General features: G+C 74.7%; 15 protein-coding genes and 1 pseudogene. 10 read left to right on the top strand and 6 right to left on the bottom strand.

The features are described from left to right. The first annotated feature begins 61 nt into the window (after positions 1-61). Together ACIPPS_RS12545 and ACIPPS_RS12540 are read left to right on the top strand one after the other, a co-directional pair. Complete coding sequence (locus ACIPPS_RS12545) at positions 62-784, top strand: VOC family protein (protein ID WP_401430175.1); 723 nt, start codon at positions 62-64, stop codon at positions 782-784. 202 nt (positions 785-986) lie between these two features. Beyond that, positions 987-2,042: an NAD-dependent epimerase/dehydratase family protein gene (locus ACIPPS_RS12540; protein WP_401430173.1), complete on the top strand. Its 1,056-nt coding sequence runs from the start codon at positions 987-989 to the stop codon at positions 2,040-2,042. On the opposite strand, the gene ACIPPS_RS12535 is transcribed toward ACIPPS_RS12540, so the two are convergent. Then, entirely contained in the window at positions 2,017-3,129 is a 1,113-nt protein-coding gene (locus ACIPPS_RS12535) for a sensor histidine kinase (protein WP_401430171.1), read from the bottom strand. The genes ACIPPS_RS12540 and ACIPPS_RS12535 overlap by 26 nt on opposite strands. A 3-nt stretch (positions 3,130-3,132) precedes the next feature. Next, positions 3,133-3,879, bottom strand: a complete 747-nt coding sequence (locus tag ACIPPS_RS12530) for a response regulator transcription factor (RefSeq protein WP_401430169.1) — start codon at positions 3,877-3,879, stop codon at positions 3,133-3,135. A gap of 115 nt (positions 3,880-3,994) precedes the next feature. On the opposite strand from ACIPPS_RS12530, the pseudogene ACIPPS_RS12525 reads away from it, so the two are divergent. From ACIPPS_RS12525 to ACIPPS_RS12515, 3 genes and pseudogenes are all read left to right on the top strand, one after another. Then, positions 3,995-4,684 (top strand): annotated as a pseudogene (locus tag ACIPPS_RS12525) (glycosyltransferase family 2 protein); the annotation flags it as partial. 236 nt (positions 4,685-4,920) lie between these two features. Beyond that, positions 4,921-5,592: a DUF2064 domain-containing protein gene (locus ACIPPS_RS12520; protein WP_401430167.1), complete on the top strand. Its 672-nt coding sequence runs from the start codon at positions 4,921-4,923 to the stop codon at positions 5,590-5,592. After that, positions 5,589-6,329 (top strand): class I SAM-dependent methyltransferase, encoded by a 741-nt coding sequence (locus tag ACIPPS_RS12515; protein WP_401430165.1) that lies wholly within the window; start codon positions 5,589-5,591, stop codon positions 6,327-6,329. The genes ACIPPS_RS12520 and ACIPPS_RS12515 overlap by 4 nt, the downstream gene beginning before the upstream one ends. Here ACIPPS_RS12515 and ACIPPS_RS12510 read toward each other — a convergent pair. Next, positions 6,308-6,715: a hypothetical protein gene (locus ACIPPS_RS12510; protein ID WP_401430163.1), complete on the bottom strand. Its 408-nt coding sequence runs from the start codon at positions 6,713-6,715 to the stop codon at positions 6,308-6,310. The genes ACIPPS_RS12515 and ACIPPS_RS12510 overlap by 22 nt on opposite strands. Further along, a complete protein-coding gene (locus ACIPPS_RS12505; protein ID WP_401430161.1) occupies positions 6,715-7,857 on the bottom strand; it encodes a molybdopterin-dependent oxidoreductase in 1,143 nt (380 codons plus the stop codon). The genes ACIPPS_RS12510 and ACIPPS_RS12505 overlap by 1 nt, the downstream gene beginning before the upstream one ends. Positions 7,858-7,971: 114 nt before the next feature. Between ACIPPS_RS12505 and ACIPPS_RS12500 the strand changes: the two genes are divergently transcribed. The 3 genes from ACIPPS_RS12500 to sigJ all read left to right on the top strand — a co-directional run bounded on the left by ACIPPS_RS12500 (position 7,972) and on the right by sigJ (position 11,274). Beyond that, positions 7,972-9,564 (top strand): glycosyltransferase 87 family protein, encoded by a 1,593-nt coding sequence (locus tag ACIPPS_RS12500; protein ID WP_401430159.1) that lies wholly within the window; start codon positions 7,972-7,974, stop codon positions 9,562-9,564. 132 nt (positions 9,565-9,696) lie between these two features. Next, complete coding sequence (locus tag ACIPPS_RS12495) at positions 9,697-10,224, top strand: DM13 domain-containing protein (protein WP_401430157.1); 528 nt, start codon at positions 9,697-9,699, stop codon at positions 10,222-10,224. 129 nt (positions 10,225-10,353) lie between these two features. Next, the gene (gene sigJ, locus ACIPPS_RS12490) at positions 10,354-11,274 is read left to right on the top strand and encodes an RNA polymerase sigma factor SigJ (protein ID WP_401430155.1); all 921 of its coding nucleotides are present in this window, start codon (positions 10,354-10,356) and stop codon (positions 11,272-11,274) included. A gap of 46 nt (positions 11,275-11,320) precedes the next feature. Here the strand turns inward: sigJ and ACIPPS_RS12485 are convergent, their stop codons facing one another. After that, positions 11,321-11,806 carry an SRPBCC family protein gene (locus ACIPPS_RS12485; RefSeq protein ID WP_401430153.1) on the bottom strand — a complete coding sequence of 162 codons (486 nt, stop codon included), beginning with the start codon at positions 11,804-11,806 and terminating at the stop codon, positions 11,321-11,323. A gap of 158 nt (positions 11,807-11,964) precedes the next feature. Next, positions 11,965-13,407, bottom strand: coding sequence for a purine-cytosine permease family protein (locus ACIPPS_RS12480; protein WP_401430151.1), 1,443 nt, complete (start codon positions 13,405-13,407; stop codon positions 11,965-11,967). Positions 13,408-13,476: 69 nt separating this feature from the next. On the opposite strand from ACIPPS_RS12480, the gene ACIPPS_RS12475 reads away from it, so the two are divergent. Further along, complete coding sequence (locus tag ACIPPS_RS12475) at positions 13,477-14,118, top strand: TetR/AcrR family transcriptional regulator (RefSeq protein WP_401430149.1); 642 nt, start codon at positions 13,477-13,479, stop codon at positions 14,116-14,118. A 405-nt stretch (positions 14,119-14,523) separates the two neighbouring features. Then, entirely contained in the window at positions 14,524-16,230 is a 1,707-nt protein-coding gene (locus ACIPPS_RS12470; RefSeq protein WP_401430147.1) for an amidohydrolase, read from the top strand. Positions 16,231-16,235: the final 5 nt, after the last annotated feature.

The following is a 16,235-nucleotide window of genomic DNA, read 5'->3' as shown; positions in this document are numbered from 1 at the left end:
CGCCCGACCGCCGGTCCGACCGACGCGCCCGGCGGCGCCCCGGCGGATCGGAGACCGAGGGATGACCTCCCGCCTCCACGCCCTCTGCTTCGACGCGCACGACCCCCGGCGCCTCGCCCGCTTCTGGGCCGACCTCCTCGGCTGGGAGCCGACCGAGGACGTGGACGACGGCATCGTCCTCCTGCCGGGTGACGACACCGGGTTCCGGCTCCGCTTCCTCCCCACCGACGAGAAGAAGTCGCTCCAGAACCCCCTGCACTTCGACCTGACCAGCACCTCCCTGGAGAACCAGCAGGAGGTCGTGGCGAAGGCGCTGGCGCTCGGCGCCCGGCACATCGACATCGGCCAGACCCCCGAGGAGGGGCACGTCGTCCTCGCCGACCCGGAGGGCAACGAGTTCTGCGTCATCGAGCCGGGCAACGCGTTCCTCGCCGACTGCGGGTTCATCGGGGCGCTCGCGTGCGACGGCTCGCAGGAGGTCGGCTACTTCTGGAGCCGGGCGCTGGGCTGGCCGCTGGTCTGGGACCAGGACCAGGAGACCGCGATCCGCTCGCCCCACGGCGGCCCGAAGGTCACCTGGGGCGGCCCGCCGCTGATGCCGAGGGAGGACAGGGACCGCCTCCGCTTCGACCTCGCGGTGCCCACCGGCGGCGATCAGCGCACGGAGATCGACCGCCTCCTCGGCCTCGGCGCCACCCGCGTCGACACCGCCCCGAGCGGCTCGGGCCGGGTCGTCCTCGCCGACCCCGACGGCCGGGAGTTCCGCCTCCTCCCGCCCCGCTGAGGGCACGCCGCGAACGCTGAGCCGCACCGCGAACGCCGAGGCCGCTGAGGTCCCGCCGCCCCGCTGAGGCGGCTCCGCCTGGCTGAAGCCGCGCGCCGTGAACGCCGAGGCCGCTGAGGTCCCGCCGCCCCGCTCCTTACGAAACGCGGACGTCGGCGCGCACACCCGTTCCGGACGCCGTCCGCTCCGTACGGTGAACGGTATGCGCGTACTCGTGACCGGCGGGGCCGGCTTCATCGGCTCCCACATCGTCGAAGCCCTCGTCGCCCGTGGCCATCACCCCGTCGTCCTCGACGGCCTCCTCCCGACCGCCCACCACGGCCGGCCGCCGTCCCCGCCCGCCGACGCCGAGTGGCTGCACGGCGACGTAAGGGATCGGGAGACCGTCCTCGGCGCCCTGCGGGGCGTGCGGGCGGTCTGCCATCAGGCCGCCATGGTCGGCCTCGGCAAGGACTTCGCCGACGCCCCCGACTACGTCTCCCACAACGACCTCGGCACCGCCGTGCTCCTCGCCGCCATGGCCGAGGCCGGCATCGACCGGCTCGTGCTCGCCGGCTCCATGGTCGTCTACGGCGAGGGGCGCTACGCATGCCCCGCCCACGGCCCCGTCCGGCCCGGCCCCCGCGCCGAAGCCGACCTCGCCGCGGGCCACTTCGAGCCTCGCTGCCCTCGCTGCGGCGCCGACCTCGCGCCCGGCCTCGTCGGCGAGGACGCCCCCGCCGACCCCCGTAACGTCTACGCCACCACCAAACTCGCCCAGGAACACCTCGCCGCCGCCTGGGCCCGCACCACCGGCGGACGCGCCGTCTCCCTGCGCTACCACAACGTCTACGGCCCCCGCATGCCCCGCGACACCCCGTACGCCGGCGTCGCCTCCCTCTTCCGCTCGGCCCTCGCCCGCGGCGAGGCCCCCCGCGTCTTCGAGGACGGCGGCCAGCGCCGGGACTTCGTCCACGTCCGCGACGTCGCCGCCGTCGGCACCCTCGCCCTGGAGGCCCTCGACGACCGGGCACCGGCCGCCCTCACCCCGTACAACACCGGCAGCGGCGACCCGCACACCGTCGGCGAGATGGCGACGGCGCTCGCCGCCGCCCACGGCGGGCCGGCCCCGGTGGTCACGGGGGAGTACCGCCTCGGCGACGTACGCCACATCACCGCCGACTCCGCCCGCCTGCGCGCCGAGCTGAGCTGGAAGCCCGAGGTCGGCTTCGCCGCAGGGATGGCCGAGTTCGCTACGAGCGGGCTGCGGGGAGCGTGACCTCGAAGCGGCAGCCACCGTCCACGTTGCGCACATCGGCACGGCCCCTGTGCGCCTCCACGATGCCCTGAACGATCGCCAGGCCCAGTCCGGCGCCGCCCGGCGGGGTACGGGCCTGCGTACCCCGCCACCCGGTGTCGAAGACCCGCGGCAGCGCGTCCTCCGGGATGCCGCCGCACCCGTCCGTGACCGACAGGACCACGGACTCGGCACGGCGCTCCGCCGCGACGGCGACCGTGCCGTCGGCCGGCGTGTGGCGGATGGCATTCACCAGCAGGTTCGCCAGGACGCGGGTCATCTCCCGGCCGTCGACCTCCACCGGCACGGCCGCGACCCCGTCGCCCACGAGCCGTACCCCCTGCTCGCGCGCGAGCGGCACCGCGCCCGCCAGCGCGTCACCCACGAGATCGTGCAGGGACATCCGGGCCGGGCTCAGCGTCAACGCGCCCGCGTGGATACGGGAGAGCTCGAACAGATCCCCCACCATGCTGTTGAGCCGGTCCACCTCGGTCCGGATCTGCCGGTGGTAGCGCGCCGGGTCGGCGACCACACCGTCCTCCAGCGCCTCGGACATCGCCCGCAGACCGGCCAGCGGCGTCCGCAGATCGTGCGAGATCCAGGCGACCAGCTCCCGCCGGGACGCCTCCAGGGCCCGCTCCCGCTCCCGCGACGCGGCCAGCCGCTCACTGGTGGCCGACAACTCCCGGCTCAGCGCGCCGAGCTCCGCCGGCGCGGGCAGGCCCGGGGCGGTGAACACCCCGCCCTCGCCGAAGTCCCGGGCCGCCACGGCGAGCTCCCGCGCGCTGACGACCACCTGACGGCCCAGCAGCAGCGCCGTACCGAGGGAGACGACGGCAGCCATCGCGACGACCGTCGTGATCACCCACAGATCGTGCGGAGACAGGAACATCGCCCACGCCACCGCGAGCGTCCCGGCGAGCATCGCCGTCACCGCGACCGACACGACGACGGCCAGCGAGACCGCCAGCGACCGGCGCCGCAACGACCGCAGCAGACCCGCACCGAGCAGACCGGCCGCCCCCGCGCCCACGAAGGCGTACACGGCGATGAGGAGTATGTCGCGCACGACTCATCCCTCGCTCTCGGACCCGGACCCGGCCCGGGACCCGGTCCCGGACTCGAAGCGGTAGCCGACGCCCCACACCGTCTGGATCAGCAACGGGCGGGCCGGATCCTCCTCGACCTTCCCGCGCAGCCGGCGCACGTGCACCGTGACCGTCGACAGATCGCCGAAGTCCCAGCCCCACACGTCCCGCATCAGCCGCTCGCGGTCGCAGACCTCGCCCGGATGCTGGAGGAAGTAGCTCAGCAGGTCGAACTCGCGCAGCGTCAGGGCCAGGGGGCGGCCGTTCCGCGTCGCGCGCCGCGCCGCCGGATCGACCTCCAGGCCGGCCGCCCGCAGCAGGGCCCCCGGCCGCCGGACCTCGGTGTGCCGACGGAGCACCGCCTCCACCCGCAGCACCAGCTCACGCGGGCTGAAGGGCTTGGTGACGTAGTCGTCGGCCCCGATCTCCAGGCCGAGGATCCGGTCCTCCTCGTCGCTGCGCGCCGTCAGCATGATCACCGGTACCGGCCCGAGCCGGCGAAGCTCCCGGCAGACCTCCAGGCCGTCCATGCCGGGCAGCATCAGGTCCAGGACCACCAGACCGGGCCATCGTGCCGCGGCGGTCGCCAGGGCCGACGGTCCGTCGGCGACCTGGTCCACGGCGAAGCCGGCCCGCTCCAGATAGCCGGTGACCACTTCGGCGACGGTCGGGTCGTCGTCCACGACCAGGATGCGCGGTGCCGTCCGCGTCGGCTGTTCAGGCTGCTGCATGAGAGCCAGCCTCGCACCGGAGGGGGGCCCGGACGGCACCCGGGCTGGGGCAAGGGGGCGATGTCCGCGTTTCGTAAGGTTCGCACATCCCTTTTGCCCGGTCCGGATTCGTACGGTGAAGTCCGTGACCGACTCGCCTTCCGCGACCACGTACGCGGTGAACGTTGTCCTGCCCTGCCTCGACGAGGCCGGGGCGCTGCCCTGGGTCCTGGAGAGAGTGCCCCCCGGCTGGCGGGCGATCGTCGTCGACAACGGATCGACCGACGGTTCCGCCGCCCTCGCCCGCGCCCTCGGTGCCACCGTCGTCACGGAACCGCGCCGCGGTTTCGGAGCGGCCTGCCACGCGGGGCTGCTGGCCGCCGACGCGGACATCGTCTGCTTCTGCGACTGCGACGGCTCCCTCGACCCCGCCCTCCTCGTGCCGTTCGTCGCCGAGGTGGCGGCCGGAGACGCCGACCTCGTCCTCGGCCGCCGCCGTCCGCAGTCGCGGGGCGCATGGCCGCCGCACGCCCGGGCCGGCAACCTCGCCCTCGCCCGGATGCTGCGCCGCCGCACCGGACTGCGCCTCCACGACCTCGGCCCCCTGCGGGCCGCGCGCCGCGAGGCGCTGCTCGCCCTCGACCTCACCGACCGCCGCAGCGGCTACCCCCTCCAGATGGTGGTGCGCGCCGCCGACGCCGGCTGGCGGGTACGGGAGAGGGACGTGCCGTACCTCTCCCGTACGGGAAAGTCCAAGGTCACCGGCACCTGGCGGGGGACCTGGAACGCCGTCCGTGACATGCGCGAGGTCCTGCGCGAGGCACCCCTGACGACACCTGCCACCCCTGCCCTCACGGCCCAACCGACCGCGCCGCTGACGACGCCTGCCACCCCTGCCACTTCTGCCACCCCTGCCCTCACGGCCCAACCGACCGCGCCGCTGACGACGCCTGCCACCCCCACTACGCCTGCCGCCCCTGCCCCCACGGCGCCCCCGACCGTGCCTTCGACCGCGCCTCCGGCCCCTCCGACCGGCGCCGCGGCGCCCACGGAGGCGCGCCGGTGAGCACCCTCCTCGTCATCGCCAAAGAACCCGTCCCGGGCCGCGTCAAGACCCGCCTCACCCCGCCCTTCACTCCCCACCAGGCGGCCCGCCTCGCCGAGGCCGCGCTCGCCGACACCCTGGCCACGGTCCGCGCTACGCCCGCCGACCGCCGCGTCCTCGCCCTCGACGGCGCGCCCGGCGACTGGCTGCCGGACGGCTTCGAGGTCGTCCCCCAGAGCCCGGGCGGCCTGGACGAACGGCTCGCCGCCGCCTTCACGCGCTGTACGGGCCCCACCCTGCTGGTCGGCATGGACACCCCGCAGATCACCCCGGAACTCCTGGGCATCGGCCTCGACTTCAGCGCCTGCGACGCGTGGTTCGGACCCGCCGAGGACGGCGGCTTCTGGGCCCTCGGCCTCGCCGCGCCCGCCCCCGCCCTGCTGCGCGGCGTCCCCATGTCCCTGCCGGAGACCGGCGCCGTCCAGCGCGCCCGCCTCACCGCCGCCGGCCTGCGCGTCCGTGACCTGCCGCGCCTTCGGGACGTCGACACGGCCGCCGACGCCCGTCACGTCGCCGAACTGGCCCCACGCGGCCGGTTCGCCGCCCGCCACCGGGAGTCGACGATGATCGCGGCCGGGAGCGACCCCCGCGTCACCACCGGCGCCACAGCGGGGACCGGGATCGCGTGAGCGCCCTGGACTCGGGCAGGACGCCGCACCCGCCCGCGACGCGCACGGCGGCCGACGCCGGGCCGCCCGTGGACGAGCGCCCCCGCGCCCCCGCGCCCCGGCGTGGCTGGCGCGCCGACCCCTGGGGCGCCGCCCTCCGCTCCGGCCACGGGCCGCTCTTCCTCCGACGGGCGGACGGCTGGCTCCTGCCGCTGGAGGTCGAACGCTGGTGCGCGGCCGCCGACCCGGTCGACGCCACCGTGCTCGCCCGGTGCGAGGGCCCGGTCCTCGACATCGGCTGCGGCCCCGGGCGCCTGGTGCACGCGCTGGCCGCCGCGGGCCGCCCCGTCCTCGGTATCGACGTCTGCCCGGAGGCCGTCGACCGCACGGTCTCCGGCGGCGGCACCGCCCTGTGCCGCTCGGTCTTCGACCCGCTCCCGAGCGAGGGCCGCTGGGGCACCGTCCTGCTGATGGACGGCAACATCGGCATCGGCGGCGACCCGGGCCACCTCCTCGCACGCGCCGCCGGGCTCGTGGCGCCCGGTGGGCAGGCCCTCGTGGAGGCCGCCGGCCCCGACGTCGACGAGCGGATCGAGGTCCGCGTCGTCGACGGACGCGGCGGGCGCGGCGCCGACTTCCCCTGGGCGCGCGTCGGCGCCCGGGCCCTTCCCGCGTACGCCGACACCGCCGGGTGGCGGGTCGAGCGACGCTGGCGGGCCGAAGGGCGCAGCTTCCTTCAGCTCCGGCGCCGCCGCTGAGCGGCCCACCGCCCCACGCCGATCAGCGCGCCCGTACCGACGGCCACCACCCCCATCAGAATCAGCCAGTTACGGACGTAGTCCAGGGGAAGGGCCGTCGGGTTGGGCGCGCTGCCGGGCCGCAGCATCAGGGGCAGCGCGATCAGCGTCAGCGACCCCGCGACGATCAGCCCCCCGCGCAGCGCGCCGCGCGCGGGCAGCGCGGCGAGCAGCAGCCCGACGCCGAGCACCAGCGGCGCGATCAGCCCGTCGTGCAGCACGATCGCCCCCGCCAGCCACAGCAGCACGTCGCCGACCGAGCCCGTGCGCACGACCAGGACGACCCCGAGGCCCATCAGCGCGACCCCCAGCGCGCCCAGCGCGTACCGGACCACCACCGCCACCATCACAGCACCTCCAGTCCGGCGACCCACTTGGTCTGCAGCACACCCGGCCGGTTCGGCGCGATGATCCGCGCCGGGAAGCCGTGGTCGAGGGAGAGTTCCTGGCCGTTGAGTCGCAGCGCCAGCAGGGTCGTCGGATCCTCCGCGTACGTCGCGCCCATCTCCATCACCCGGTACGCGCCCCGGCGCTCCAGGGACACCACCCGTACCCGCGAACGCGGCGGCGCGCCCGCCCGCTCCAGCAGATCCCGGACGCGTACGCCGGTCCAGCCGGCCTCCACGCTCCATCCCTCCACGCAGGCGATCGGCAGCCGCACCTCGACCTGCTCCAGCGCCCCCAGCTCGGCCAGGTCCAGCGCGTACGGACGGGGTCCGGCGACCGTCAGCCGCCAGTCGCGCGCCGTCGCCGCACTCACCCCGGCCGCGGCGGCCGTCCGGTTGATCGGCAACCCCTGCGTCCCGCGGTCCGGGTGACGCGGCGCCAGCAGGTCGAGCCGCTTCAGCGGGGTGAACGACTGGCCCACCGTCGTCAGCGTCACCGCCGCGACTCCCGCCGCGACGCCCGTCAGCAGGGACCGCCGGTCGACCTCGTCCTCGGCCGGCAGGGTCAGCGTCCCCGCCGAGCGCCGCCCCCAGTGGGACCGGATCTCCGGCCACTTGACGACGACGTGCAGCAGCAGCGCGCCCGCGAGGAGCCAGGCCACCGCGAAGTGCACGGGGACGAAGGAGAACGGCCACGGGTACCACTCGACGATGTTCAACAACCCCGTGAACAGCTGGAACACCCCGGCAGCGACGAGGAGGGCCACGGAGAGCCGCTCCAGCGCGTGCCGTACGGACCGCACCGCGGGCCAGACGAACAACCTCGGATAGACCGCCCACAACTTCGCCATCAGCAGCGGGATCGCGGCGATCCCGCTCGCCACGTGCAGTCCCTGGCTGAAGCGGCAGCCCCACGTCGGCCTGCTCGGCAGGACGTCGGCGAGCCAGTCCGGCGGCCGCTGCAGGTAGTGGCTGGTGACGCCGGTGACGAAGCAGACCGCGAGGGCGAGGCCGAGCCAGCGGCCGATCCGGGTGGCCGTCCTCGCGTCATGGAGCCGGGCGCGGAACGTGGGCGGAGGGGGAGGCGCGATGCGCGGTTTCATGCGCTCCATCTCACCGTTCGACGGGCCGCGAAGGGTGGACCGACTCCTTACGAAACACGGACGGCCGTGGCGCCGGACCCGTTCGCCGTGCCGCGGGCTGCCAGGCTTCCGGGTGTGATCGATCTCCGTACCGCGCTGGCCGGCGGGCTCCTGGCCGCGCTCACCACGGCCCTGGTGTGCACCGTCCGACAGGACAGCTACTACACCGACCCCGGCGGGCTCTCCTGGTGGTACGCCGTCTGCTGGGCGCTCTTCGCCTCCGCCGTCCTCGTCCTGCGGAAGGTGCCGGACCGGCGGGCGGTCGTCCTCGTCCTGGCGGGCTCCGCGCTGGTCGCCGCCACCGGCCTGGTCTCGCAGGCGCGTACGAGCACGGACGCGTACCGCTACGCGTGGGACGGTCGGGTGCAGGCGGCGGGCATCTCGCCGTACGACCACGCACCCGCCGACCGCGCACTCGCTCCGCTTCGGGACGACTGGCTCTTCCCGACCGGAAGCGCCTGCGCGCACCCGGCCCACGCCCCGGTCCCGGCGCCGCCGGCGACGGTCGAACGCGGTGCCGCGCAATCGGTCGCGGGAGAACGGAGCGCCGCGCCGCCGGTCACCGTCGAACGCGGTGCCGCGCAATCGGTCGCGGGAGAACGGAGCGCCGCGCCGCCGACAGCGGCGGAACGGGCCCCCGGGGTCGCCCCATCGGGCGCCGGTCCCGCCCACTGCACCCGGCTCAACCGCCCCGCCGTCCACACCATCTACCCTCCGCTCGCCGAGTCGTACTTCCTCGGTGTCCATCTCCTCTCCCCGGACGGCTCCCGTCTGAAGCCGTTCCAGATCGGCGGCGCGCTGATCTCCGTCGCGGTCACCGGAGCCCTGCTGCTGATCCTGCGCCGCCGGGGTGACCCCCGTACCGCCGCCTACTGGGCTTGGTGCCCCGCCGTCCCCGTCGAGGCGGTGAACAACGCCCATATCGACGTCCTCGGCGTCCTGTTCGCCGTCGCCGGACTGGGCCTCGTGGCGCAACGACGCAGGACGGGAGGGGCGCTCCTGGGCGCCGCCGTCGCCGTGAAGCTGATGCCGGCGATCGTCCTGCCCGGGGCGCTGGCCGGCGTACGCCGCGCGCGTGACGCGGCGGCGGTCCTGGTCCCCGCCGCGGCCGTGACCGCGCTGGCCTACGTCCCGTACGTCCTGCTCTCCGACGGCTCGGTCCTCGGCTACCTCGGCGGATACGTCGAGGAGGAGGGATACGACGACGCCGACTCCCGCAACCGCTACGCCCTGCTGCGGCTCGTCCTACCCCCCTCCTGGGCCGTGCCCGCCCTGATCGTGGTCCTGCTCCTCGTCTGCGCCCACGTCGTCCTGCGCGGCGATCCCGAACGGCCGTGGAGCGGCGCGCTGCTGGTCACCGGGACGGCGTTCCTGCTCCTGACACCCGCCTACTCCTGGTACGCGCTGCTCCTGGTCGCCCTCGTCGCCCTGGACGGGCGCTGGGAGTGGCTGCTCGTCGCGGTGGCGGGAGCGGGGAAGTACGTGACCAGCACGGCGTTCGCCGACCCGAACGCCGTGGGAACCGTCGTGTACGCCGTCGCCGCCTCGGCGGTCCTCGTCGGCGCCGTGCTGCGCCACCGCAGCCGCGGGAACCACCCGCGGGAGCCGGAGACCGGACCTCCGCACGCGCCGCGCGCCGCCGCCGAACGCCGCCGAGTCGCCCCGTAAGACTTTCGTCATCGGGCCGGCCATGGCGTGCACCGCCCCGCCCGGGATGAAATGCGGGGGAAGGAAGACCAAGGGCACGGAGGAAGGACGATCGTGGCACGTGGGGGCAGAAGGTCGCTGCTGTGGGGAGCGATGGTGGTCGCGTTGGCGCTGGGGGCCGTGGGGCTCTTCTGGTTCCAGCCCTGGAAGCTGTGGCAGAACGAGACGGTCGACGAGGCGCTGCCGACGGCGGGGCCCGGGTCCGGCTCCAGCGCCACCGCGCCCGCCGCCCCCACCGCGCCCGCCGCTCCTGGCGATCCGGCGTCGGGGCCGGTGACGGTCGCGCGGGGAGACCTCATCAGCCATGAGCACACCACCACCGGCACGGTGAAGCTCATCCGTCTCGCCGACGGCAGCCTGACCCTGCGCCTCGAGGACCTCGACACCAGTAACGGCCCCGACCTGCGCGTCTGGTTGACCGACGCCCCGGTCAAGGAGGGCGTCGCCGGCTGGCGCGTCTTCGACGACGGCAGGTACGTCAGCCTGGGGAAGCTGAAGGGCAACAAGGGAGACCAGAACTACCCGCTCCCGCCCGGCACCGATCCGGCCGACTTCACGAGCGTCACCATCTGGTGCGACCGCTTCGACGTCTCCTTCGGAGCGGCCACCCTGAAGGCGTGACGCTCCGTCACCCTCCCCAGGTCCTCGATGTCACAGCCGAGGGTCCGACGGTGTCTTCATGCCGAACGGCCTGCGGCGGCCGCACTGGCCGCAGCGGGCCGGGCAGGCATCCGAACCAAGGAGGACACCATGAGGCTCGGCACGACGGCGCACGGCGCGACGGGGGATCCGTTCGTCGCCCACCGCAGCCTCCTCCTCACCGTCGCGTACGAGATGCTCGGCTCGGCGGCCGACGCGCAGGACGTGGTGCGGGAGTCCGGGCTGCGCTGGGCCGACGTCGACCGCGCCCAGGTGCGCGACCCGCGCGCGTACCTCGTGCGTGTGGTCACGCGACAGGCGCTCGACCGGCTGCGGTCGACAGCGCGCGGCCGTGCGGAGTACGTCGGCGCGTGGCTGCCCGAGCCCCTGCTGACCGGCCCCGACGTCGCCGAGGACGTCGAACTCGCGGAGAGCCTCTCGATCGAGACGCTGACCGTGCTCGAAACGCTCGGGCCGCCCGAGCGCGCGGTGTTCGTCCTCCGGGAGGTGTTCGACATGCCGTACGACGACATCGCCGACGTCATCGGGGAGCGGGCCGGCGCGGCGCGGCGGATCGCCCGTCGGGCACGCGAGCACGTGGCGGCCCGACGGCCCCGGGCGCGGGCAACCCCCGAGGAGCGGCGCGCGGTGGTGGAACGGTTCCTGCTCGCCCTGCGTACGGGGCGGTCGGCGGAGCTGAGGGAGGTCGTGGCGCCGGACGTGGTCCTGATCACCGACGGCGGGGGACTGGTGAGCGCCGACGTGACCCCGGTCCACGGCGCCGAGAGTGTCGCGCAGGTGCTCGCGCGTGCGAGCCGGGTCCCGGCCGCGTTCGAGGCGAGGCCCGTCTGGATCAACGGCGCCCCGGCGGTCCGGATCGACGTCGACGGCGAACCGTCGGCGGTGAGCCTCTCGATCGAGAACGGGAGGGTCACCAGCGTCTACGTGGTGAGGAACCCCCGGAAGCTCCCGGCTCCCGGCTCCCGGCTCCCGGCGCCCGCCGACGGGCGAACGGCGACCGTCGACCGGTGACGGGTAAACGGTGACGGGCGAACGGCGACCGGGGCGAGGGGGATTCTCAGGCGGACGCGGCCGTCGCCGCCGCCGCGATCCGGGCCAAGGTCGTCCGCATGCCCTGGCGGTTCACCGCGATACGGCGCGCGGGGTTGGTCCCCGCGAAGACGGTGCCGAGGAGCTCGGCGAGGCGTGCGCCCCGGCCGGTGCGCAGATCCTGCCAGGTCTCCGTCACGCGGGTGCCCGTACCCTCGGCGGCGAAGCGGTAGCCCCAGCGGGCGATCGGCAGCCCGAACACCCCGACGTCGAACGTGAACTCCTCGCCCACGCGCGCCGCCGACACCCGCCCCGTCGTGCACCAGACGAAGGGCCCGCGCCGGTTGAACCCGACGAAGCGGCTTCCGTCGCGCACGGGAGGCCGGGGGACCCAGACCCCGCGGCACTCGGGGCTCCACCGGCCCATGTCGCGCAGGTTCGCCACCAGGCGGTAGACGACCTCCGGCGCGGCGTCCACCACGACGGACTCCTCAAGACTCCACTGACGCCCCATCGGCGGCCTCCCTGTCGTCGCTCCCACCCGGTCCCTACCGGCCGGTAGGCTAGCGGACCGCTCGGGCCGGAACGGCGTCAGGCCCTTTCCCGAGCGCCCTGAGCCGGTCCGGCCCTCCGGCCGAGCCCCGCCTGCGCGTCGGGGCGAGGTCCGTGCCCCTACCGCACGGACGGGCGACCGCTTCCCAGCCGGAGGGTCGCGTAGCAGCCCGCGGTGACCACGATCCCGACCGGCAGGGCGAGGTCCACTCCGCCGAGGGCGGCCGCGATCGGGCCCGTGTACAGCGTGTTGACGCAGAGCGCGGCCGCGCCGACCCCCGCCCCCAGCGCGAGCGCGCCCGCCGCGTTGACACCTGCCGAGTACCAGAACGGGGAGGCCGGACTCTCGTCCATCAGCGCGGGCCCGTCGTAGCGGTTGCGGCGCAGCGCGATGTCGGTGGCGTACAGGGCGGTCGCCGGACCGAGGAGTATGACGGTCAGCTGGAGGACGTTGCTGACGGTGTCGAGGAAGTTGGACACGAGCAGCGCGTACAGGGTCAGGCCCGAAGCGACGGCCCCGTCGACGATCACGCTGAGGGAGCGCCGAATGCGAACGCCCACCGCCTGGAGGGCGAGCCCCGCGCTGTACGCGGTCAGGGCGTTGATCGCGATCGTGCCGAGGACGAGCGCGAGCAGGAACACCGGGGTGAACCAGCCCGGCAGGATCCGCTCCAGCGCGGTCTGCGGATCGGTCATGTCGACGGCTGTGGCCGCCAGCGCACCCAGCGAGCACACCGCGACACTCGGCAGGAACCCGCCCAGCGCGGTCCAGCCGACGACCGCACGCGACGACGCCGTACGCGGCAGATAGCGGGAGAAGTCGGCGCTGGTGGTGTACGACAGGGGTCCTGCGGCGATGACCGTGACCCCCGCGAGCAGGGTCGCCCACAGGCCGACCCCGCTCAGGCGCGCCTCGGGGGAGTACCCGAAGTCGGCGTGCAGCAGCACCGCGTAGGCCACCACGCCGAAGACGGCGGCGAGTGCGAGCGTGATCGGCAGGTACAGCTTCACGATCAGCGCGTGCCCGTAGACGCTGATGGTCAGGGTGACCCCGGCGATGGCGAGCACGACGAGGATCTTCACGGCCGTGTTCGTCGGCAGACCCGTCTTCGCGACGAGGGCGAAGGCGGCGGACGCGGCGGCGGCCAGGTTCAGGGCGAAGTAGCAGACGGAGATCATCCAGCCGGTGACCGCGTTGTTCACGCGGTTGCCCCGGACTCCGTACATCGCCCGCGTGATCACCTCGCTGGGTGCGCCCGCCGCCGGCCCCGACATCGCCAGCACGCCGGTGAGCAGCCAGAACAGATTGCCCACGACGATCACGGCCAGCGCCTGCCACAGGCTCAGGCCCATGAGGACCAGGGCGCCGCCGATGACGAGGCTCAAGTAGTTGACGTTGGCCGCGGCCCAGACGGCGAACAGTTCCCTGGGACGGCCGTGGCGTTCGGACTCGGGGATGTGGTCGATGCCGTGGGCCTCGATCCGGCCCGCCCGCTCGGCGTCCGGGGGCGCCGTGGGCGCGTCCTGATCGCGGGGGTGGGGGTCGGGGATGGTGAAAGCCATGAGGCCCTCCGGATGCGTGTGGTGCCGACCTGCTTGCTTATTGGTCGCACACTCAATAGCATCGCCGGTATGTCGTCAAGCGTCCAGCGCAAGCGAATTCGCAAGACCCCGGAGGCCCGCCGCGCGGAGATCGTGGAGGCCGCGGCCCGGGTCGCCCTGACCGAAGGCCTCGAATGCGTCACCCTCCGGCGGATCGCCGAGGAGCTCGACGTACGCCCGGGGCTGATCAGCCACTACTTCCCCTCGGCCGAGGAACTCGTCGCCGAGGCGTTCGCCACCGCCGCCACCGGGGAGCTCGACGCGCTCCTGCCGGCCGAACGGCCCGACGGCACTCCCACGGAGTACCTGGCGCGCTACTTCGCGCTCTCGACGGGAGAGGCGTACGACGACATCAGCCGCCTCTGGATCAACGCCCGCCACCTGAGCCGCTACCGGCCCCTCCTGCGGGAGCGGGTGGCGGAGATGGAGCTGGCCTCCGACGACCGCCTGGAGGGCCTCATCGACGACGGCGTGCGGGCGGGGGAGTTCCGCACGGACGACCCGCGCGCGACGGCGATCCAGATCCTGGTCGTCATCGACGGCCTGGGCGCCCACGCCAACTCCGACCGGACGGACCGCCCGGAGGCCGTGACCCGCATGGCCCTGACGACGGCAGAACGCGAACTGGGTCTCTCCCACGGCACCCTGACCCGCCCACAGACGTCGGGCTGACGCACGGGGCGCGGGGACAGGGGCCAGGCGCCGGGGGCCACACCCCCGGCGCGCCACCCGGGCCGGACGCCCCCGGCGCGCCACCCGGGCCGGACGTCCCCGGTCCGCCACCCGGGCCGTACGCCCCCGGCCCGCCACCCGGGCCGGACGCCTCCCGGCCCGACGCCCGAGGCCGGGCGCCCTCCGGCCCGCCATCCTGGCTGGACGCCTTCCGACCCGCCACCCACGCCGTACGCCCTCCGGCCCGCCACCCAGGCCGGACGCCTCCCGGCCCGACGCCCGAGGCCGGACGCTTGCGCTCTCCCCCCCAGCGCCGCACCACACCACCCCACCCCCCCACACCACACCACCCCACCCGACCCCGCCTCGCTGTACCGCCCCGCCCACCCCCTCCCTGGAGCTGAAGTGCGCCCCTCTCTGATCCTCCTCGCCGCCCGTCTGCTCGACCCGGTCACCGGCCACGTCATGGCGGCCACCGCGCTGGCGGTCGCCGACGGCCGGATCGCCGCCCTCGGTGACGACCGTGAGATCCGTGCGCTGGCCGACGCGTCGACCACCGTCGTGGACCTCGAGGGAGCCGTCGTGACCCCGGGCCTGACCGACGGCCACATCCACCCCGTCTCCGGCGCGGAGCTGACCCACGGCTTCGACCTGTCGGCCTGCACGGACCTCCCCTCGCTGCGCGAGGCCCTCGCCCGTGAGGTGCGGACGCTCGAACCCGGCGGCTGGCTCTTCGGCTGGGGCCTCGACCCGAACGCCTTCGGCGACCAGCCGGTCGAGGCCGCCGCACTCGCCCCCGTCCTGGACGGCGTACCCGCCCTGCTCCAGCTCTTCGACGCCCACTCGACCCTCGCCAGCCCCCGCGCCCTCGAACTCGCCGGCGTCGACGGACCACGGACCTTCGACCAGTCGGCGGAGATCGTCTGCGACGAGCGGGGCAAGCCGACCGGTCTGCTCCTGGAGGACGCGGCCTGCGAACTCGTCGAACGCGCCGCGCCCCGGCCCACCCGGGCCGAGCGGCGCGACCGCCTCGCCACCGCGCTGCGCGCCATGGCCGCCGCCGGCCTGACGGGCGGTCACGCGATGGACGCCAACGGCGACAGCCTCGCGCTGTACGCGGAACTCGAAGCGGCCGGAGAACTGCCCCTGCGCCTGCGCGTCGCGCCCTGGTGCCAGCCCGGCACCGACGAGGCCGGGGTACGGGCCCTGATCGAGCAGCAGGGCGTCGGCGGGGAGCTGTGGCGCGTCGAGGGTGTCAAGCTGTTCATGGACGGCACCATCGACAACGGCACCGCCTGGCTCGAACACCCCGACCGCAACGGTGAGTCCACGCACGCGTTCTGGCCCGAACCCGACGCCTACACCCGTGTCATCGCGGCCCTGCACCACGCCGGCGTGCCGACCGCCACCCACGCGATCGGGGACGCCGCCGTACGTCATGCCCTCGACGCGGTCGAGAAGGCCCAGGCCGCCGACGCGAAGGCCGACGCGAACGCCGCCGACGCTGCCGACGCGAAGACCGCCCACGCGCACGCCGCCGACGCCGATCCCGCCCACGCGAACACCGCCGTCCGGCACCGCGTGGAACACATCGAGAGCGTCCCCGACGAGACCCTGGTCCGCTTCGCCGAACTCGGCGTCGTGGCCTCGATGCAGCCCACCCACTGCTGCGACTTCACCCGCGCCGACCACACCGACAACTGGTCCCGCCGCCTCGGCGAGGAGCGCGCCTCGCGCGCATGGCGCTGCCGCGACCTGCGGGAATCGGGCGCCACCGTCGTCCTCGGTTCCGACTGGCCGATCGCGCCCTTCCCGCCCCTGGGCGTGATGGCGGGATCCCGCCACCGTCGCCCCACCCGCGACCTCACCCAGCCCCCGCACGGCCCCGACCAGGCACTGCACGCCCTGGACGCGCTCCAGGCGATGACGACGGGCCCGGCGTTCGCGGCGGGACAGGAACACCAGGAGGGCAGGCTCGCCGTCGGCTATCGCGCCGATCTGACGGTCCTGGCCGAGAACCCGCTCACGACGCCCGCGACGGCCCTCGCGGACCTGCCGGTCCTCCTGACGGTCATGGACGGCCGCATCACCCACCGGTCCGCGGCCGTCTGACCCAT

The organism is Streptomyces sp. NPDC090127 (assembly GCF_044746945.1).
Classification (GTDB): Bacteria; Actinomycetota; Actinomycetes; order Streptomycetales; family Streptomycetaceae; genus Streptomyces.
The sequence above is the reverse complement of the archived record's forward strand: the minus strand, read 5'-3'. Positions and strand labels throughout refer to the sequence as shown.

Coding starts and splice junctions, on each gene's coding strand:
- ACIPPS_RS12545 (WP_401430175.1), top strand. CDS start 62: ATGACCTCCCGCCTCCACGCCCTCTGCTTCGACGCGCACGACCCCCGG.
- ACIPPS_RS12540 (WP_401430173.1), top strand. CDS start 987: ATGCGCGTACTCGTGACCGGCGGGGCCGGCTTCATCGGCTCCCACATC.
- ACIPPS_RS12530 (WP_401430169.1), bottom strand. CDS start 3,879: ATGCAGCAGCCTGAACAGCCGACGCGGACGGCACCGCGCATCCTGGTC.
- ACIPPS_RS12510 (WP_401430163.1), bottom strand. CDS start 6,715: ATGGTGGCGGTGGTGGTCCGGTACGCGCTGGGCGCGCTGGGGGTCGCG.
- ACIPPS_RS12505 (WP_401430161.1), bottom strand. CDS start 7,857: ATGAAACCGCGCATCGCGCCTCCCCCTCCGCCCACGTTCCGCGCCCGG.
- ACIPPS_RS12495 (WP_401430157.1), top strand. CDS start 9,697: ATGGTGGTCGCGTTGGCGCTGGGGGCCGTGGGGCTCTTCTGGTTCCAG.
- sigJ (WP_401430155.1), top strand. CDS start 10,354: ATGAGGCTCGGCACGACGGCGCACGGCGCGACGGGGGATCCGTTCGTC.
- ACIPPS_RS12485 (WP_401430153.1), bottom strand. CDS start 11,806: ATGGGGCGTCAGTGGAGTCTTGAGGAGTCCGTCGTGGTGGACGCCGCG.
- ACIPPS_RS12480 (WP_401430151.1), bottom strand. CDS start 13,407: ATGGCTTTCACCATCCCCGACCCCCACCCCCGCGATCAGGACGCGCCC.
- ACIPPS_RS12475 (WP_401430149.1), top strand. CDS start 13,477: ATGTCGTCAAGCGTCCAGCGCAAGCGAATTCGCAAGACCCCGGAGGCC.